This window comes from Lutibacter aestuarii, from assembly GCF_042676885.1.
GTDB lineage: Bacteria > Bacteroidota > Bacteroidia > Flavobacteriales > Flavobacteriaceae > Lutibacter > Lutibacter aestuarii.
Map to the genome: position 1 here is coordinate 260,783 of NZ_JBHTIC010000020.1, position 20,545 is coordinate 281,327.

The 20,545-nt window shown below is 30.3% G+C and carries 18 protein-coding genes; 11 read left to right on the forward strand and 7 right to left on the reverse strand.

Annotated elements, in window-relative coordinates:
* Positions 1-117: 117 nt before the first annotated feature.
* Positions 118-1,437, reverse strand: coding sequence for a dihydrolipoamide acetyltransferase family protein (locus ACFQZW_RS13830; RefSeq protein WP_372802749.1), 1,320 nt, complete (start codon positions 1,435-1,437; stop codon positions 118-120).
* 420 nt (positions 1,438-1,857) lie between these two features.
* Between ACFQZW_RS13830 and ACFQZW_RS13835 the strand changes: the two genes are divergently transcribed.
* The 7 genes from ACFQZW_RS13835 to ACFQZW_RS13865 all read left to right on the forward strand — a co-directional run bounded on the left by ACFQZW_RS13835 (position 1,858) and on the right by ACFQZW_RS13865 (position 8,164).
* A complete protein-coding gene (locus ACFQZW_RS13835; protein WP_386783744.1) occupies positions 1,858-2,898 on the forward strand; it encodes a hypothetical protein in 1,041 nt (346 codons plus the stop codon).
* A gap of 153 nt (positions 2,899-3,051) precedes the next feature.
* Positions 3,052-3,435 (forward strand): hypothetical protein, encoded by a 384-nt coding sequence (locus ACFQZW_RS13840; RefSeq protein ID WP_372802470.1) that lies wholly within the window; start codon positions 3,052-3,054, stop codon positions 3,433-3,435.
* Between the two features lie 16 nt (positions 3,436-3,451).
* Complete coding sequence (locus ACFQZW_RS13845) at positions 3,452-4,303, forward strand: DUF5777 family beta-barrel protein (RefSeq protein ID WP_372802471.1); 852 nt, start codon at positions 3,452-3,454, stop codon at positions 4,301-4,303.
* Positions 4,304-4,423: 120 nt separating this feature from the next.
* Positions 4,424-5,407 carry a 4Fe-4S dicluster domain-containing protein gene (locus ACFQZW_RS13850; RefSeq protein ID WP_372802473.1) on the forward strand — a complete coding sequence of 328 codons (984 nt, stop codon included), beginning with the start codon at positions 4,424-4,426 and terminating at the stop codon, positions 5,405-5,407.
* 18 nt (positions 5,408-5,425) lie between these two features.
* Positions 5,426-6,769, forward strand: coding sequence for an NrfD/PsrC family molybdoenzyme membrane anchor subunit (nrfD, locus tag ACFQZW_RS13855; protein ID WP_372802475.1), 1,344 nt, complete (start codon positions 5,426-5,428; stop codon positions 6,767-6,769).
* Between the two features lie 20 nt (positions 6,770-6,789).
* Entirely contained in the window at positions 6,790-7,689 is a 900-nt protein-coding gene (locus ACFQZW_RS13860) for a hypothetical protein (protein WP_386783748.1), read from the forward strand.
* Positions 7,690-7,765: 76 nt separating this feature from the next.
* Complete coding sequence (locus ACFQZW_RS13865) at positions 7,766-8,164, forward strand: c-type cytochrome (RefSeq protein WP_372802479.1); 399 nt, start codon at positions 7,766-7,768, stop codon at positions 8,162-8,164.
* Between the two features lie 55 nt (positions 8,165-8,219).
* Here the strand turns inward: ACFQZW_RS13865 and hemN are convergent, their stop codons facing one another.
* The 6 genes from hemN to hemA form a co-directional block, all read right to left on the reverse strand.
* Positions 8,220-9,578: an oxygen-independent coproporphyrinogen III oxidase gene (gene hemN / locus ACFQZW_RS13870; protein ID WP_386783751.1), complete on the reverse strand. Its 1,359-nt coding sequence runs from the start codon at positions 9,576-9,578 to the stop codon at positions 8,220-8,222.
* A gap of 65 nt (positions 9,579-9,643) precedes the next feature.
* On the reverse strand, positions 9,644-10,669 hold the full coding sequence (gene hemE, locus ACFQZW_RS13875) for a uroporphyrinogen decarboxylase (protein WP_372802116.1): 1,026 nt from the start codon (positions 10,667-10,669) through the stop codon (positions 9,644-9,646).
* A gap of 84 nt (positions 10,670-10,753) precedes the next feature.
* Positions 10,754-12,049 carry a glutamate-1-semialdehyde 2,1-aminomutase gene (gene hemL, locus ACFQZW_RS13880; RefSeq protein WP_372802118.1) on the reverse strand — a complete coding sequence of 432 codons (1,296 nt, stop codon included), beginning with the start codon at positions 12,047-12,049 and terminating at the stop codon, positions 10,754-10,756.
* A 4-nt stretch (positions 12,050-12,053) separates the two neighbouring features.
* Positions 12,054-13,019 carry a porphobilinogen synthase gene (hemB, locus tag ACFQZW_RS13885; RefSeq protein WP_386783754.1) on the reverse strand — a complete coding sequence of 322 codons (966 nt, stop codon included), beginning with the start codon at positions 13,017-13,019 and terminating at the stop codon, positions 12,054-12,056.
* A 67-nt stretch (positions 13,020-13,086) separates the two neighbouring features.
* Positions 13,087-14,679: a hydroxymethylbilane synthase gene (hemC, locus tag ACFQZW_RS13890; RefSeq protein ID WP_298263850.1), complete on the reverse strand. Its 1,593-nt coding sequence runs from the start codon at positions 14,677-14,679 to the stop codon at positions 13,087-13,089.
* Positions 14,666-15,931 carry a glutamyl-tRNA reductase gene (gene hemA / locus ACFQZW_RS13895; protein ID WP_298264215.1) on the reverse strand — a complete coding sequence of 422 codons (1,266 nt, stop codon included), beginning with the start codon at positions 15,929-15,931 and terminating at the stop codon, positions 14,666-14,668. Before hemA ends, hemC begins: the two co-directional genes overlap by 14 nt.
* Before the next feature lie 275 nt (positions 15,932-16,206).
* Between hemA and ACFQZW_RS13900 the strand changes: the two genes are divergently transcribed.
* From ACFQZW_RS13900 to ACFQZW_RS13915, 4 genes are all read left to right on the forward strand, one after another.
* Positions 16,207-17,106 carry a helix-turn-helix domain-containing protein gene (locus tag ACFQZW_RS13900; RefSeq protein WP_298287075.1) on the forward strand — a complete coding sequence of 300 codons (900 nt, stop codon included), beginning with the start codon at positions 16,207-16,209 and terminating at the stop codon, positions 17,104-17,106.
* 11 nt (positions 17,107-17,117) lie between these two features.
* Positions 17,118-18,131 carry a ferrochelatase gene (hemH, locus tag ACFQZW_RS13905; RefSeq protein WP_386783757.1) on the forward strand — a complete coding sequence of 338 codons (1,014 nt, stop codon included), beginning with the start codon at positions 17,118-17,120 and terminating at the stop codon, positions 18,129-18,131.
* A gap of 5 nt (positions 18,132-18,136) precedes the next feature.
* The gene (locus ACFQZW_RS13910) at positions 18,137-18,688 is read left to right on the forward strand and encodes a CopD family protein (RefSeq protein ID WP_386783759.1); all 552 of its coding nucleotides are present in this window, start codon (positions 18,137-18,139) and stop codon (positions 18,686-18,688) included.
* Between the two features lie 235 nt (positions 18,689-18,923).
* Entirely contained in the window at positions 18,924-20,540 is a 1,617-nt protein-coding gene (locus ACFQZW_RS13915) for a thiamine pyrophosphate-dependent enzyme (protein WP_298263843.1), read from the forward strand.
* Positions 20,541-20,545 lie beyond the last annotated feature (5 nt).

Here is a 20,545-nt window from a genome sequence, read left to right on the forward strand (position 1 = left end):
CTTTATTAAAATTTAATTAAAAACAAATTTAGAGTTTACTATAATTATAAACTATTATTTTTTATAAAAAAAAGAGGCTTTAAAAAAAAGCCTCTTTTAATACAAATTAGTTATCAATTAAAACTCGGCATTTACATTCCAAGCTTCTAAACTTTCTTTTACGGCTTTAATAAACATTCCTCCTAATGCACCATTTACCACTCTATGATCATATGAATGTGAAATAAACATTTTATGACGAATCCCAATAAAGTCACCTTCTGGAGTTTCAATTACAGCAGGAACTTTTCTCACAGCTCCTAAAGCTAATATTGCTACCTGTGGTTGGTTTATTATTGGTGTTCCAAAAACACTTCCAAAACTTCCTACATTAGTTACTGTATATGTGCCACCTTGAATTTCATCAGGTTTCAGCTGGCCTTTTCTTGCTCTGTTTGCTAAATCATTAACCGCTTTAGTCATTCCTACTAAATTTAGTTGATCTGCATTTTTAATAACTGGAACAATTAAATTACCATCGTTTAAGGATGCTGCCATCCCTAAATTAATTGCTTTTCTTTTAATAATTTTATCTCCATCTACAGAAATATTAATCATAGGAAAATCTTTAATAGCTTTTGCTACAGCTTGCATAAAAATTGGAGTAAATGTTATTTTTTCTCCTTCTCGAGCAAAAAACTGCTCTTTAATTTTATTTCTCCAATTTACAATATTAGTAACATCTACTTCAATAAAAGATTGAACGTGGGCTGAAGTTTGTACCGACTCTACCATATGATGGGCAATTAATTTACCCATACGACTCATTTCAATTATTTCATCATTTCCATTAACAGAAACAGGAGTTTTAACAACTTCTTTCTTTTCTATTTTTGGAGTTTGATTTTCAACAAGTTCTTTTTTAGCTTCAGGTTTTGGCTTACTTGCAACATTTCTGTCACTTTCTAAATAAGCTAAAATATCATTTTTTGTAACTCTATTATCTTTTCCTGTACCAACTATTGCCTCTAACTCATCCATAGTAACACCTTCAGTTTCGGCAATATTTCTAACTAATGGTGAATAAAATTTTCCTGAATTTGATACTTTACTAATTGTAGTAGTTTCAATTATTTTATCTACTTCTTCTTCAATTTCTTCAATAACAGATTCGGCCACTTCTACAGTCTTACTACTTTCTTCATTAGAATCATCACTCAAAGTTTCAATAATTGCAATGGTTTCACCTACTTTTACAACAGCATCAACATCGAATAAGATTTCTGTAATAGTACCTTCTACTTCACTCGGAACTTCTGAGTCCACTTTATCTGTCGCAATTTCAACTATTGCTTCATCCTGATCAACGCTATCTCCAACATTTTTTAACCAAGATGTTATGGTTGCTTCAGCAACACTTTCACCCATTTTAGGAAGTTTAACTTCAAATTTAGCCATTCGATTTTTTTTTAGTTTTGCAAATTTACAAAAAATATGGGTTTATTTAAATTAGTCATTATATTTTAAATTATAAAAATCCATTTTGATTGTTAAATTTATAATTTGACCACTTGATCCCATACCTATATTATATATTATTCAATTGTATATACCTTATTATATATATAAATTAAAAAAGTTAAATCATTCATCTTACTAAAAAAAGAATTTTAGATAAAATTGTAACAATAATTACTTAAGTCTGTAACCAAATTTGCGTTTACAAAGCTAAAAATTAATTTTAACGATTCTAAATAGAAGGTAACTTACTGGAATTGTGTTTTTTACATTTTTTCAAAGAATGACTTAAATCATAAATTAAGCTTATTGATGTTCTTAAATTTATATAAGATTTAAAACAAACAAATATCTAATATTATGAAAAATTTAAAATTAATCGGATTCTTGATGATTTTAGCATCAAGTTTAATGTTCATTCAATGTACAAGTGATCCTATAGCTGGTCCACAAGGGCAAGCTGGTATTGATGGTATTGATGGTGTTGATGGAACAGACGGTATTGATGGTGTTGATGGAACAGCATCCTGCATCGCTTGTCACTCAAATAGCCACAGAGAAACAATTCAAGCTACTTACGAAAAATCAGGACATGCTGCTGGTGGAGCTGTCGCTTATGCAGGAAGTAGAGGTTCTTGTTCACGTTGTCACTCTAATGAAGGGTTTATCAACTATATTACTGGTCAACCAGCAGTTGATATTGATAGTCCAACACCTGTATCATGTACTACATGTCACTCAAAACACAGTACATTTGACTTTGAAAATGATGGACATGATTTCGCATTAAGATCTATGGAACCTACAGCTCTAGATTTAACTGACCCTGATTATATAATTGATTATGGAGATGCTAGTAACAGTTGTATTTCTTGTCACCAACCAAGATCTAAAGCACCTGTTGATGATGGAACAGGAATGTATTTACAAGCTAACTCAAGATTTTATCCTCATTACGGTCCTCAAACTACAATGTTAGAAGGTATTCAAGGAGCATTAATAGATGGAGGTACAACAGCATATCCTGCAGCAAAATCTGCAGCACATAGAACTGGAGCATCTTGTGTAACCTGTCATATGGGTGCTGCTTCTAATGATGGTTCTGAAGGGTTACATACTTTCAATGTAAATTATGATAATTGTGCTAGTTGTCACACTAACGGTGTTCCTACAGAAGTAGCTGGATTGGCAGATGATATGGCAGCTTTAAAAGCTGAGTTATTAGCACTAGGTTTAATTGATGAAGACGGTAATACATTAAAACAAACTGAAACTATTCCTTTCAAAACTGCACAAGCATTATGGAATTATAAAACAGTTGAAAAAGATCATAGTCACGGTATCCATAACCCTGCGTATGCTAGAGCATTGATAAAAAATGCATTACAAGTAGTTCAATAATTTAATAGTTAGATTTTTTAAAAGTTCGAGAGAACTATTAAATTTCTTCGAACTTTTAAAAAATCTAACTACTGCTTTAGAGTAACTCTATTAACTTAAAATTTCCTTAAGAAATTTAAAAGTAGACGTTAATTAACATAAAATATAAAACAAATGAAAAAACTATTGCAAATAGTTCTAGTTAGCAGCTTAAGTTTATTGTGCTTTTCATGTTACTATGATGAAATTCCAGAGCATATATTAAATCCGCCTGAAATTCCAACTGATCCAGGTGACCCTGGTTATGTAGAAATCAAGTTAAGTAGTGATATTCAACCATTATTTACTGCTAACTGTATTGGATGTCACGGTGAAAATAGAGATCCAAACTTAAAGGAAGGAAATTCATACGATGCTTTAATACCAACCTATGTAACAGCAAATGATGCTAATAATAGTAGACTTTTCAATATGGTTAATGATGGTCATGGTGGTTTAAATGCTGAACAAATTGAATTAATTAAAGCTTGGATAAACCAAGGTGCGCTAGATAACTAAATTTAAGACATTTAATATGAAAAATTATATAAAATTACTTTTTATCTTTTTAATATTACCTTTTATAGCTGTTGCTCAAGAAGATAGTAGTAAAGATAAAAAAGTGAAAGAAAAACTTGAAAGAGATGCCTTTGAAAGTTCAAATATTATTGACAATCCAACAAATGTGTTGTTAAGCAAAAATGCATTAGAAGTGCAAATGCAACACAGATTTGGATTAATTAATAGTGAAGCTGGTAATGATTTGGCTGGTTTTTGGGGTGATTCAAACATAAGAATTGGTTTATCCTATGGAATTCATGAAAGGCTTACTATTGGATATGGAACCACAAAATTCAATCGTTTACAAGATTTTAATTGGAAAGTAGCTTTATTAAGACAAACACGTTCTAATAGTATGCCTATTAGTGTTTCTTACTACGGTAACTTTACTATTGATGCACGTAAAAAAGATAAGTTCAATTTAAAACAAGATAGATATTCTTATTTTAACCAATTGATTATCGCTAAAAGATTTAGTCCAAATGTATCATTTCAAATTGCACCAAGTGTATCTCATTACAATTTAGTGCATCCAGATATGGAAAATGATTTGGTTTCTGTAGCAATTGGTGGTAGAGTTAAAATAAGCCCTCAAACATCAATTTTAATTGACTATAGTCAACCAATTACACAATTTGATGCAATGCAACCTAAACCAGGTTTTAGCATTGGAGCAGAGTTTGTAACTTCAGCACATGAGTTTCAAATTTTCTTGACCAATAACAATGGACTTAACCCTCAAAAAAATTATATGTTTAATCAATATGATTTCTTTAAAGGTGATTTCTTAATTGGATTTAACATTACAAGAATCTACAATTTTTAATTAAAGATTTATAGCTCAAACAGACTAACAATACAAATAAGTCACCCTCAAAAGATTTTCGAACTTTTGTTAGTCTGTTTTAACTTAATTAAGCCTTAAATTTATTTAACAAGGATAATCATGGAAAAAAATAAAAATGAAAAAAGTAGCACCAACAGACGTAACTTCCTAAAATTAGGACTAATGTCTAGTGTAACTGCTGTTGCAGGTGCTTCATTAATTTCAAATTTGGCATCAGAAGAAGAATTAAAAGCTTCCGGAGAAAAAGTTAGATTATTAACACCAGATGGTAAAGTTGTTGAGGTTGATGCTACTAATATTAACAACTATCCTGAAGCACATATCACTCCAGCAGAATCTAGAAAAGGAATTCCTAACAAAAAGTTTGTTATGGTTATAGATTTAGCCAAATGTAAAAATGCAAGAAAATGTGTTGAAGGCTGTCAAAAAGCACACAAATTAGATTATAATGAAGAGTTTATGAAAGTACAACTTATTCAAGATAATCCAGAAGCTTCTCCTTATTGGTTACCAAAACCATGTTTCCATTGTGATGAGCCTCCTTGTGTAACTGTTTGTCCAACAGGTGCAACTTTTAAACGTGATGATAATATAGTTTTAGTTGATAATGATCGTTGTATAGGATGTAAATTCTGTATTACCAGTTGTCCTTATTCAGCACGTCAGTTTAATTGGGGACATAAAGATAAGTTTGATGATAAAAGTCAACCGTATTCTCCAGAAACTAGTGTTCCTGCAGCAGAAGGAACAGTAATGAAGTGTGATTTTTGTCCTGATATGTTAAGACAAGGAAAACTACCACATTGTGCATCATCTTGTCCAATGGGTGTCATTTATTTTGGTGATAAAAATGAAGATATAGTAACCAATGGCGAAGAAACGGTTAGATTTTCTCAATTAATAAAAGATCGTGGAGGCTATCGTCATTTAGAACATTTAGGAACCAAACCTAATGTATATTACTTACCAGCAGTAAACAGACAATTCCCATTGGAACGTGGATTTGATATAGAAGAAGATATCCTTGAACGCTATAAAGATGTTCCTGAGGTTCAAGAATACAAAAAACAAAGTAAAATTTAACTTTAAAAACTCTTAATTATGAACATATCAAAACGAAAAAGAGAATTAGTTAAAGAATTTTCTCCTTTGTTAGACAAAACAACCAAAACATCTAAAATATGGATGGGCTTTTTAATTGCTGTAATTATTGTTGGTTTATACGCTTTTATTATACAAGTTGTTAAAGGGCATGAAGTAACAGGAATGCGTGATAATGTTGTATGGGGTATTTATATCATCAACTTCATTTTCTTCGTTTGTTTAAGTTATTCGGGGGCATTTATTTCGGGTATTTTACATTTCTTTAAAACACCTTGGAAAAATTCTGTTTCTAGAATTGTTGAAATAATTACAGTACTTTCACTAATCATAGGTCCAATATTTATACTTTTATGTATTGGAAGATTAGATAGACTTCACTATTTATTTTTATATCCACGCATACAATCTCCTATTACTTGGGATATTATTGCGATTATGACCGATTTAATTGGATGCTTTATTTATTTGTACCTTACTTTTATTCCAGATTTTGCAATTTTAAGAGATAACAGTGAAAATGCACCAAAATGGAGACAAAAAGTATATAAGTTTTTAGCTATTAATTATCAAGATACTGATGAACAAAGAGAAAAGCTTCATAAAATAACAAGAACAATGTCAGCAATGGTTATTGCATTAGCTATTGTTGCGTATTCAGTACTTGCTTGGATTTTTAGTTTAACATTACAACCTGGTTGGAATAGTTCAATTTTTGCTCCTTACTTTATCATTGCAGGTTTATATTCAGGTGTAGGAGTTATTATTATTGCTATGTACCTAATTCGTAAATACTACCATTTAGAACATTATATAAGAAAAGTACATTTTATAGGAGCTGGAATTATTTTATTAGTAATTTCTTTACTATTCGGATACTTTACTTTTAGTGAGTATTTTGCAAGATGGTTTAGCCATAAAACACACGATGCCAACCTTTTAAATACGCTATTTACAAAATATTTTTGGATGTTTATTTTTGCCAATTATATTGGAGTAATTGTACCAATAGTTATTTTATTCTTTAAAAAGTTTAGAACTATTAAATCTATTACTTTTGCCGCTATTATTGCTGTGTTAGGACTATGGTTTAACCGCTATTTAATTGTAGTTCCAACTTTAGAAACTCCATATTTACCTATTCAAGATACTAGGCCTGAGTTTATTCATTATACAGCAACTTGGATTGAGTGGGCATTAAGTTTTACAGGTGTTGCTGCATTTATCTTATTCTTTATTTTAATTATGAAACTAGTACCTGTAATTCCAATGTCTGGAATTATCGATAATGAAAGAGAAGCTCTGAAGAATAAGAAAAAAGTTAAAAAAATTGTAACTGAATAACATCAATAAAATTAGAAATTATGAAAAGTAACCTATTTAAATATCCATTTATTACTTCTTTTATTATTGCATTGATGTTTAGTTTTACCAGCATTGCTCAAGAAAACGATGCTAGTAATTTTAGAATGATGTTTAATTTTAAAACTGTAAAACAAGATGATAATTCTAGATTATTAGAAGTTAGTTTTATAGCAAGAAATAAAAAGGATAGAAAAGATAAAATTCCAGTTGTTGATACTGAAATTAAATTTTATAATACTTTAAATGAAAAAGAAGTTTTACTTGGAACTTCAACAACTTCACAAGAAGGTATCGCCCAATTAATTCTTCCAGAATCACATAACTATTTGGTTGATGAAAATGGATATATTAATTTAATAGCTAAATTTGAAGGTACTGACGCTTTAGATGAAGAGGAAGAAGAACTAAGTGTAAAAGACCTGCATTTAGAATTAAACCTTGAAGAAATTGATAGTGTAAAAACTGTTATAATTAAAGCTTTTACTATTGATAGCTTGGGTGTAGAAACGCCAGTTGAAGAGGCAGATATCATTGTTTCTGTACAAGGAATGCTTTCTAAAATGAAGATTAAAGAAAATTATATTGAAGATGGTGAATTTAAATTTGAGTTTCCAACAGATCTTCCTGGAAATGAAAATGGAGATATTACAGTTTTTTCAATAATTGAAGATAATGATGATTTTGGAAACGTATTTCAAAAGAAAACTGTAAATTGGGGTAACTTTAATAAACAAGTAAAAGAAGAAGGGAATAAACTTTGGTCTGAAGCGGCTCCAATGTGGATGTACATTGTTTTAACAATTCTATTATTAGGAGTTTGGGCAAATTATGTTTATACAATTCTCAATTTGTTTAAAATAAAAAAAGAAGGAAAAGAACTTTTAAGTTCTGAAGAATAAAAAATACAGTACTTTTTAAAAGTTATGGTACTGTTTTTGATAATTAAATAATAACAAACAAAAACTTAGACTGAAAATGAAAACACTAAAAATTTTAATGACCTTAGGGGTTATAAGTTTCGCACTAGTATCATTTACTAAATTAGCTCAAGAAGAATGGAAAGTTCCAGCTAAATATGAAAAAATGACAAACCCAGAAGAAGCATCTAAAGAAAATATATCTTTAGGAAAAAATTTATACTCAAAACATTGTAAATCTTGTCATGGAAAGGATGGATTAGGAGATGGACCTAAAGCTGATGAAGTTGATGGAAATTTAGGAGATTTTTCTTCTGAAGAATTCCAATCTCAATCTGATGGTGCATTATTTTATAAAAGTTATATTGGAAGAAAAGATATGCCAAATTATGAAAAGAAAATGAGTGAAGAAGATATGTGGCTAACTGTACATTACATAAGAACTTTAGCTGAATAATTACTTTACAAATATTAGATAAAAAAAATCCGAACAAATAATGTTCGGATTTTTTTTATATAGTCATTGAAAAAATTCTAGTTTCAGGTTTATTTTCAATCAATCGTAAATCAAAAGCCATACAAATATTGCGTACAAACATTCTTCCCTCCTCTTTTACTTTCACTTTTTCATCAGAAACTTCAACTAAACCATCATCAATAATTGGTTGAAGACGCTCAACAATTTCATACTTAGTTTTAGTATCTAAACCAACATTCCAAGTGGTTTCTAAATTACACATTAAGTTTAAAATGTGTTTTCTTATAATCAAATCTTTATCTGTTAATAAATGTCCTTTAAATATTGGTATAACTCCTTTATTCACTTTTTCAGTATAGTCATCTACATCTTTTTCATTTTGTGCAAATGCATACCAAGAATCACTAATAGATGACATTCCTAAACCAATCATTAATTCAGTTTTTCCAGCAGTGTAACCCATAAAATTTCTATGAAGTTTTTTTACTTCCATAGCTTTATGAAGCGAGTCACTTGGCAAAGCAAAATGATCCATCCCAATTTCAACATAACCATTATCAAAAAACAGCTGTTTCCCTAATTCATATAAATAGCGTTTTTCATCATCTTTAGGCAAATCGTTTTCGTCAAAACCACGTTGCCCTACACCTTTTATCCAAGGTACATGTGCATAACTGTAATAAGCTATTCTGTCTGGTTTTAAAGCTATGGTATTTTTAATAGTAGTACGAATACTTTCTTCTGTTTGAAAAGGCAATCCAAAAATTAAATCGTGGCTAATAGATTCATAACCAATTTTTCTAGACAAGTCGTGAACTTTTTTAACCTGCTCAAAGCTTTGAATTCTATGAATAGCTTTTTGTACTTTTGGATCATAGTCCTGTATTCCAAAACTGTTTCTTCTAGAGCCTAAATTGTATAACGTTTGTAATTGTTCTTCTGAAGTATGGTTTGGATGACCTTCATAACTAAAATCAAAAACCTCAAATTTGTCTGCTCGTTTAAAAATACCATTGATTAGTTTTTTTAAATTTTCTGAAGAAAAAAATGTGGGTGTACCACCACCTAAATGAATTTCTCTAATTTTTGGCCTAGCTTCAAACATATCACAATACAAATCCCATTCTTTTAAAACAGTATCTATATAGGGTTGTTCAACTTCATGACGCTTGGTAATTTTTTTATGGCAGGCACAAAATGTGCACAAACTTTCGCAAAAAGGTAAATGAATATAAAGGCTTATCCCCTCAATATCATTACTTTCTATAAAAGATTTTTTAACCGTTGTTTTCCAATCTTCTAAAGCAATTCCTTCTTTATCCCAAAATGGCACCGTTGGATAACTGGTATATCTTGGCCCAGGAATATTATATTTTTGAATTAAGTTTTTCATAATTAGTAGTAAATAACGAGATCTAAAGTGTTGATTTTAAAAATCTAAAACCTCAATTTTAGAACCTAGCTTTTATATTCTTTTACAGCATCAATAAACGCTTTTGCATTGTCTAATGGAATATTTGGTAAAATTCCATGTCCTAAATTTACAATATATTTATCTTTTCCAAAGTCGTTAATCATTTGAGTAACCATTTTTTTAATTATAGCTGGAGGTGATAACAAACGTGATGGATCAAAATTACCTTGTAAAGTTATATTGTTATTGGTAAACTTACGAGCCATTTGAGGTGTTATGGTCCAATCAACTCCCAAAGCAGAAGCATTTGATTTAGCCATTTCCTCTAATGCAAACCAACATCCTTTTCCAAAAGCAATTACTGGAGCTTCTTCTTTTAATGCTTCAATAATTTGATTGATGTATTTCCATGAAAACTCTTGATAATCTACTGGAGATAACATACCTCCCCAAGAATCAAAAATTTGAACTGCATTTACCCCTGCCTTTACTTTTTCTTTTAGGTAAGCAATGGTAGTATCCGTAATTTTTTGCAATAAGGTATGGGCTGCAACAGGTTGCGTAAAACAAAATTCTTTTGCTTTATCGAAGTTTTTAGAACCTTGCCCTTGAATACAATAACATAAAATTGTCCATGGCGAACCTGCAAAACCAATTAATGGAATTTCATTGTTCAACATTTGTTTGGTAACTTTAATAGATTCCATGACATAACCTAATTCTTCATTTACATCAGGAACCAACACAGCATCAACATCTTTCTGTGTTCGTATTGGATTGGGCAACCAAGGACCAACACCAGCTTTCATTTCAACTTCAATATTCATTGCTTGTGGCACTACTAAAATGTCTGAAAACAAAATAGCAGCATCCATTCCGTACCTTCTAATTGGTTGAACTGTAATTTCAGAAGCTAGTTCAGGTGTTCTACATCTTGTAAAAAAATCATATTTCTCACGAATTGCAATAAACTCAGGTAAATATCTTCCTGCTTGACGCATCATCCATACTGGAGGGCGTTCAACACTTTCTCCTTTTAATGCTCTTAAATATAAATCGTTCTTAATCATTGTACTTTTCAGTTATTTATTGATTTGTTGTTGGTTCAATTTGTTTTCAAAAAAACAACTAAAACATACAACTAAAACATTTTTTTATTTCTTTTTCTCAGCTACAGCTTTCATTGCTATTTTTATGGCTGATCTAACTTTATAGATATCTCTCTTAGTCATTGCAGTTCCTAAAAACCAAGCTTCAAATTGAGAAGGAGGTAAAAACACTCCATGTTCCATCATTTTCCAGAAAAAGGTTTTAAACTGTTCGGTATTGGAAGTTTGCGCAGATTTAAAATCAACCACTTTTTCTTTGGTAAAAAATGGATTAATCATAGAACCAAATCTGTTAACTTGTAAATCTATTCCATATTCTTTTGCAGCTGCTAATAACTCTCTTTCTAAAAAAGCGGCTGTTTTTTCAAATTTATCGTATGGATTTTGCTTTTTCAATTCTTTTAACGTAGCAATTCCACAAGCCATAGCTATTGGGTTTCCAGATAATGTTCCTGCTTGATACATATTTCCTAATGGCGCAACCATTTCCATAATTTCATTTCTAGCTCCATAAGCGCCTACAGGAAAACCTCCTCCAACAACTTTACCTAAGCAAGTAATATCTGCTTCAATTCCTAATAATTCTTGTGCGCCACCAAATTTAGAGCGAAACCCTGTCATTACTTCATCTACTATTAATAAAACACCACTAGCTTTGGTCAAATCTCTTAATTCTTGTATAAATTCTGAAGTTGGTTGAACAACGCCCATATTTCCAGCTATAGGTTCAATTATAACTGCTGCAATATCATTATTATTAGCTAAGTGATTTTCAACACTATCTATGTTATTATATTCGGCAATTAGGGTATTTTTAACTGCTTCATCAGGAACACCTGCGCTACCTGGAATACTTAAAGTAGCCAATCCTGATCCAGCTGCCACTAGCAATGCATCCGAATGTCCATGATAGCAACCCGAAAACTTTATAATCTTATTTTTACCAGTAAAAGCACGTGCCAAACGAATTGCACTAAAAACTGCTTCGGTACCTGAACTTACAAAACGAACCTTATCCATTCCTGGAAAAGCTTCGCAAACCAACTTAGCCATTTTTATCTCAGCCTCTGTAGATGCTCCAAAAGTATATCCTTTTTTTAATGCTTTTTCTACAGCTCTTTCTACTTTGCTATTTCTATGTCCTAAAATCATTGGTCCGTAAGACAATACAAAGTCTATATATTCATTTCCATCAACATCATATATTTTGCTCCCTTTAGCTTTCTCTATAAAAATAGGAACCCCACCTACCGATTTAAATGCTCTAACTGGTGAGTTTACAGATCCTACTAAGTTTCTTTTCCCTTTGGTATATAGTTCTATTGATCTTTCTAATTTCATTTTTTTATTTTTTTGATAATACTTTTGCAACCTCTTTTGCAAAGTAAGTAATAATTATATCGGCTCCTGCTCTTTTCATAGATAATAAAGATTCCATCATTACACGTTCTCCATCTATCCATCCATTTGCTGCAGCCGCTTTTATCATTGCATATTCTCCACTTACATTGTAACAAGCTATCGGACGGTCAAAATTATTTTTTAAATCGCGAATAATATCTAAATAAGAAAGAGCTGGCTTAACCATTAAAATATCGGCTCCTTCTTGATCATCAAAAGTTGCTTCTCTTAATCCTTCATCTCTGTTAGAAGGATCCATTTGATAGGTTCTTCTATCTCCAAAAGTTGGTGCAGAATCTGCAGCATCTCTAAATGGACCATAAAAAGCTGATGAATATTTTACTGCATACGACATTATTGGGATGTTAGTGAACCCTGTATTATCTAATGCTTCACGAATAGTTGCAATCATTCCATCCATCATTCCTGAAGGCGCAACCATATCTACTCCTGCTTTGGCATGTGAAATAACTTGTTTAGCAATGTTTGGTAGAGTTGCATCATTATCAACATCATTGTCATGGATAATTCCGCAATGTCCATGACTTGTATATTCGCAAAAACAAACGTCTGTTATTACATATAAACTAGGGTAATTCTTTTTAATAAAACGAACTGCTTGCTGCATAATTCCATCTTCATTCCAAGTTTCTGAACCCGTATCATCTTTTTTTGAAGGAATTCCAAAAAGTAAAACCGCTGGAATATCTAAAGCTACTACTTCATCTAATTCTTTTGAAATGGTATCTAACGAGAAACGTTTTATTCCTGGCATAGAAACAATTTCAGTTTCAATATTTTCACCTTCTTCAATAAATAAAGGATAAATTAAATCGTCAATTGTTAGTTTGTTTTCTCTAACTAAACGGCGAATATTTTCGGTTTTTCTAAGACGTCTTGTTCTATTCATTACACTTGATTTATTGGTTGATTTAAACTTTATAAAACCAACTATTATAAATTACGATGGTTATTTATTAATTTTCTTTTTCTTTAAAATACTCATTAACTGAACTTATCATACTTTCAACAGTTGATAATTTTGAGACAATTACATTTTTAAAGTACTTTTTAGCCTCATTTGCCGTGGTTTCTCCTATACAAAAAACTGCGATATCTTTTATTTTATTTTCTTTTATAAAACTTTCGATACCTGTTGGACTGAAGAAAAGTATTGCATTGTATTTATCTTCTATTTTTCTAGGTGTTAATTGAGTTTGATAACATTCAACTTCATTAACTTCAATATTATTTTTCTTTAAAATTGAAGGCAATTCATCTCTTCTTTTATTTCCACAAAAGAACGTAACACTTTTATTTGGTAGCTGTTGAACTAAATAATTGGCTAAGCTTTCAGCTGAATTTTCAACTTGAGTAACTTTTCCAATTCTTTTTTCAATCAATCGTTTTGTTCTTCGACCAACACAATAAATATTTTTAAAATCTAAATCCGTTGGTGAAAAATTTTCCAACACCGCTTCTACTCCATTTTGGCTTGTAAAAACGACATTCTCAATAGAGCTTTTAACTATTTTAGGTTTTAGTCTATTGCTCCTAATAGTTATAAAATCGCTCATAGAAGAGCCTATATGAGATGACAATGCGTTTACTTGTTCTAATGAAAGGTTTTTTGTAGCGTAAATATTAATATCTTTTTCAATATTAATCATTTCTCTCATCAATTTTTTTCCACCTCTTTCTAAAATATAGTTGGCTCCAAAAGCTCCTAAATCACTAACATTATTGGCTTCAACTTCTTTAAAAAATTCTATTTTATGTTTTCCATCAGGGCTAAATAAAACGCCTTTAAATTTAATAATTTCATCTTTTAATGTTGCCAAGGCTCCTATTGGTGCTGTACAACCACCTTCTAACACCTGTAAAAACTCTCTTTCAATTTTAACACAAGTAGCGGTTTCTTCGTGATTTATTTCTTTACAAATTTCAAGTAATTCTTGATCTTTTTCTAGTGCTGCTACCATAACTGCTCCCTGTGCTGGTGCAGGCACCATCCAATCTAGTTTTAGGTATTTTTCTTTTTTTGGAAGTAAATCTACTCTCTTTAAACCTGCGGCTGCAAAAATTGCTCCATCCCAATCATTATCTTCTAATTTTTGTAAGCGAGTAATTACATTCCCTCTTAAACCCGTAATTTTATGATGTGGATATCGGTACAGCCATTGAGCTTTTCTACGTAAACTTCCTGTTGCTATAGTAGCAGTTTCATTAGTAAAGAAATTTTCATCTTCTTTTATTACCAAAATATCGTTAAAATCGCCACGTTTAATAACTGCTGCTTGTACAATTCCTTGAGGTAAATTTGTAGGCACATCTTTAAAAGAATGTACGGCAATATCTATTTTACCATTTAATAAAGCAATGTCTAAGTTTTTTGTAAAAACACCTGTTATACCAAGTTCGTATAATGGTCTATCTAAAACTATATCGCCAACAGAATCTATTTTTACAATTTCTGTTTTATATCCGAAATGTTCTAATTGTTTTGCTACTGTATTTGCTTGCCAAAGAGCTAATTTACTGGATCTTGTCCCAATTTTAATTGTTCTCATCTAAACTTAACTCTTTTATATTAAACATTTTGCTAATTACACTAATACTTTGATCTACTGAAGTTTCCTCGTCTTTTAAGTGTTTCACAAACTGTGTGGTTATTTTTTGAATCATACGGTTGGTTACATACTCTGCATGTTCAATATTAAAATCTTTTATTTTTCTGGAATGAAAATCAATTTCATCATGTTGAATAGCCATTAATGATTCTTTTAGTGCATTTACAGCTGGCACATATTTTCTATGTGAAATCCAATCATTAAATTCAGCTTTATATTTATTGATTATTCTTTCGGCTGCAGGAATTTCACTTCTTCTTATTTCTATTGTTTTATCTGTAATTTTTGAAAGTTCATCCACATTAACAAGTGTTATTCCTTCCACATTTTTAACAGCAACATCTACATTTTCTGGCATAGATAAATCTAAAATCAATAATTGCTTCCCTTCTTTTAAATGCTCTTTATTAATTGTTGGAACACTTGCTCCAGTAGCAACAATTAAGATATCTGTATGATAAATTTCATTAGTCAGGTTATTATAATCTCCTATGGTAATTTCAGGATGTGCTTTTTTAAACTCTTGAGCTTTTTCTATGGTTCTATTAATAAGTGTGATTTGCTTATTTGAAGTGTATTGTAACACGTTTTTACAAGTGTTTTTTCCAATTTCACCCAAACCGTAGATTAGAATTTTTTTATCATTATTATCTTCAATATTTTCAATTATATATTGAATTGCTGCATATGCAACTGAGGTGGTCCCTGAACTTAATTTGGTGTTATTTTTAACATTTTTACTAGCTTGTAAAACCAAATTCATCAATCTTTCTAAATAAGCATTTGTAGTTCCAACCTGTTTAGCTTGTTTAAAAGATTCTTTTAATTGACTTACAATTTCGTAATCACCTAAAATTTGACTATCCAAGCCTGTACCAATATTAAACAAGTGTTTTACAGCATCTTTATCCTTATATACATTTGATACATTTATAAAATCTTCAACACTTCCTTTTGAATATTTGATTAAAAGACTGATTAATTCAAATGGGTGTTTAGCAAATCCTGTTATTTCAGTCCTATTACAAGTAGACAAAACAAAAATACCATCTATTCCATTTTGTTTTGCTTCTTTTAATAATAACTTTTGATTTTCTTTGGATATGCTAAAAGCACCACGTACCTTCACATCTGCCTTTTTATAACTCAAACCCACATTATAAAGCTTTGTAGGTAAATTCTCTTGACTCATATCATTAATATTACCAATAAGTATCGACAAAAGTACAAATATAATTTAGCACAAAATATCGCCATAAGTACTTTTACTATCGCCATAAGTTACATTTGTTAATTTAGAACATTTCTAAATAATGTAAATAATTCAAAAATACTGACATATGTCAGTAAATTAAAGGGTTGTAAAATATGATATTTGTCATATTTATTTAAAAAAATATATCTTAAACATCCAAATTTTTATTGTACTTTTGTAGTGATTTTAATTAAAATTTGTAAAAATATCAAATGAAATCCAACTTAGATCATTACAAAAATATCGACAAAAGTACTCATTTACTTTTTAATGAAAAAGAGACTTTTAAAGTATTTCATTTCAACAACTTAAGTTCTGAAACGGAATTCTTCAAACACCAATTAACCAACAACTATATTCAAATTTATTTTTGCAATAGCAACACTTGTAAAGTTGCTTTTAATTTTGAACATTGTACAACAAATTTAGATGAAGGTTTTTCTAACATGGTATATTTTAAAGATGAACAAATGAATATTTTGTTTACTCTTCCTCCAAAATCAGAATTAATTACCATTTTAATTTCTATTGAATATTTCCACTCTTTATTTTCAATTGAAGGTAATTTTTTATTCAACTTTAATAGTTTTAAAGTTGGTAAACCAATTATTGAACCTAAACAAACAACCCCAACAATTCAATTTGTTCTCAATCAACTTATTTCTAAACAAATAACTAAAGCTTTAAGACCTGTTTTTATCAAAGGTAAAGTTTATGAACTTTTAAGCTACTACTTTAACCCATCAAATGAAAATAATACTGAAAACGAAAATTGTCCATACATTGCTAATGAAGAAACTGTTAGTAAAATAAAAAAAGCTAAAGAAATAATAATTGAAGAAATGATCAATCCTCCATCACTTGAAGAGTTAGCAAAACAAGTTGGTCTTAACATTAAAAAACTAAAAACAGATTTCAAAGAGTTTTATGGTGTTCCAGTATTTACTTTTTTATTAAATTACAAAATGGAATTGGCAAAAAAATTACTTCAAGAACAAAAATTAAATGTAAATGAAATTGCAATAAATTTAGGTTATAGTACATCTAGTCATTTTATTGCTGCGTTTAAAAGAAAATATAAAATTACTCCAAAACAATATTCAAAGTCATAATTAAAAAACATATGAAAGGAGCACTATTAGTTAATTTAGGATCCCCAGACAGCACTTCAGTTAAAGATGTAAAAAAATATTTAGATGAATTTTTAATGGACAAAAGAGTGATTGATACTCCATATTTAATTAGAGCTTTTGTAGTAAAAGGAATCATCTTAAATACACGTCCAAAAAAATCTGCAGAAGCTTATAAAAAAATATGGTGGAATGAAGGTTCTCCATTAATAGTTTTATCAGAACGCTTACATAAAAAAGTAAAAGAACAAACACAAATTCCTGTTGAATTAGCTATGCGCTATGGCAATCCTTCTATCAAAAGTGGTATTCAAAAATTGGTCAATAAAGGTGTTACAGAAATTTTCCTAATTCCGTTATACCCTCAATTTGCCATGGCAACCACTGAAACTATTGTTGTATTGGCAAATAAAATTGTAAAAAAAGAATATCCTAATATCAAAATCACAGATTTTCCTGCTTTTTATAATAAAGAAGACTATATCTCAGTTTTAAGCAACAGTATTCAAAAACATTTGGAAGAAACTAAACCTGAGCACTTACTTTTTTCATACCACGGAGTTCCTGAAAGACATATTCTCAAATCTGACATTACAAAATCGCATTGTAAAATTGATGGTAGCTGTTGCAACACCCCTTCACCAGCTCATGAATTTTGTTATAGACATCAATGCTACGAGACTACTAAACAAGTTGCTGAAAAATTAAATTTAAAAGAAGGAACCTACAGCACTTCATTCCAATCGCGTTTAGGAAGAGACCCTTGGTTACAACCTTACACCGATCAAACGATAGAAAACTTTGCAAAAAAAGGAATTAAAAATTTAGCTATAGTAACTCCTGCATTTGTTTCAGATTGTTTAGAAACTTTAGAAGAAATTGGTATGGAAGCTAAACATTCATTTGAAGAACAGGGAGGCAAACAATTTTCAACAATTCCTTGTTTAAATGATGACAAAGCTTGGGCAACAACAGTTGCAAACTGGATTAACAATTGGGCCAAATAAATTTTATGGAATATTTATATGTAAAATCGCTTCATATTATTTTTATCACTACTTGGTTTGCTGGTTTATTCTACATCATAAGACTATTTATATATTATAAGGAGGCTGAAGAAAAAACCGAAATAGAAAAAACAATCTTGGTAAAACAATATCAGCTAATGATTAAAAGACTATGGTATATCATAACTTGGCCCTCTGCAGTTTTAGCAACCATATTTGCAATTACACTACTTGTACTACAACCATCTTGGCTACAACAAAGTTGGATGCAAATTAAACTTGCATTTGTTGCGTTGTTATTTATATATCATGGCAGCTGCCAAGCTATGTACAATCAAATTAAAAACAACAATTTAAAATACTCTTCCACATTTCTTAGAATTTGGAACGAAATAGCTACAATTATTTTATTTGCTTGTGTTTTTTTAGTGGTTTTAAAAAATTCTTTAGGATGGGTTTTTGGTACAGTTGGAATAATTGGTTTTTCAATTTTATTAATGTTAGGTATTAAATTGTATAAAAACATACGCTCTAAAAATAGCTGGGAAAAAGAATAAATAACACTATCTAAATTATTATTTCTTTAAACTTTAAAAGAATTTAGTAACATATTTTAAGATTTTCATAATAATTATTAAAAACTACTCAAATTACCTTCCAGTTTATTGAATTTATAACATATTATTTTTCAATGCGTTACAAGTTACAATATGACTAAAATCATAATTCACTCGAAAACCTTTTCGTAATTTTATTGCATTATAAATAAAATAATTTATCAATCAATATTTTATGAAAAAACTTCTATTAGGTAATGAAGCATTGGCACAAGGAGCTATTGATGCAGGAATCTCAGGTGTGTATGCTTATCCAGGAACTCCTTCAACAGAAATTACAGAATATATACAACGTTCAAAAACAGCAAAAGAATTAAAAATCCATTCAAAATGGTCTGTGAATGAAAAAACAGCTATGGAAGCTGCTTTAGGAATGTCATATGCAGGAAAAAGAGCAATGACAGTTATGAAACATGTAGGTTTAAACGTGGCAGCTGATGTTTTTATGAATATGTCGGTTTCAGGAATTAATGGTGGACTTGTGGTAGTCGTTGCCGATGATCCATCTATGCATTCTTCACAAAACGAACAGGATTCTCGTTATTATGGCAAATTTGCTATGATTCCAATACTTGAGCCTTCTACACAACAAGAATGTTACGAAATAACTAAATATGCTTTCGAATTATCGGAAAGTTTAGGCCTTCCTGTTTTAATTAGGTTAGTAACACGTTTATCACACTCTCGTGCAGGTATTGAAACTGGAAATAGAACCCCTCAAAAAAATTTAAAACTACCTAGTAACCCTACACAATTTCAACTAATTCCAATGCATGCTAGAGGTAGATACAAACATCTAGTTGATATTCAGTCCGATATCTTAGAAACTTCAGAAAATAGCTATTTTAATGAATTCAAAAAAGGTCCTAATACCTCCATTGGAATTATTGCTTCAGGAATTGCTTATAACTACTTAATGGAAAATTTTGAAGGCGAAGACTGTCCATACCCTATTTTAAAAGTTTCTCAATACCCAATTCCAAAAAAACCTGTAAAACAACTTTTTAACACTTGTAAAAAAATACTAGTTTTAGAAGATGGTTATCCTTTTATTGAAGAAGCCATTTCTGACTTTTTAGGTGAAAACAGAAAAGTAATTGGAAGATTAAGTGGTGATATTCCTCGAGTTGGAGAGTTAAACCCAGATAACATAGCCAATGCATTAGGTTTTGATGTAGTTATAAATGAAACTGTTCCAAAAGTAGTTGCAGGAAGACCTCCTGAATTATGCGTTGGTTGTGGTCATAGAGATTTATTTGATGCGGTGAACGCTTTAGGAAAAGAAATGGGCAGCCAACAAGTTTTTGGAGATATTGGTTGCTATGCCTTAGGTGTTCTAAAACCTTATGAAAGCATTAACACTTTGATTGATATGGGCGCTTCAATAACAATGGCCAAAGGTGCTGCTGACGCAGGTGTACACCCTTCTATTGCTATTATTGGAGATTCAACTTTTACACATTCTGGAATGACTGGCTTACTTGACGCGGTTATTGAAAACACCCAAATTACGGTAATAATTTCAGACAATTCTGCTATAGCTATGACAGGTGCTCAAGACTCTTCTGCTTCAGGAAGATTGATTAGTATTTGTAAAGGTTTAGGTGTTGATGAAGAACATTTAAAAATAATTACTCCCCTTCACAAAAATTTAGATGAAAATATTAATTTAATTAGAGACGAAATAAATTATAAAGGAGTTTCTGTAATTATATCACAAAGACCTTGCGTTCAGTTACCAAAAGAAAAAAAAGACAAATTAAAAGAACTTAAAAAGGTAACACTAAACTAAATTTA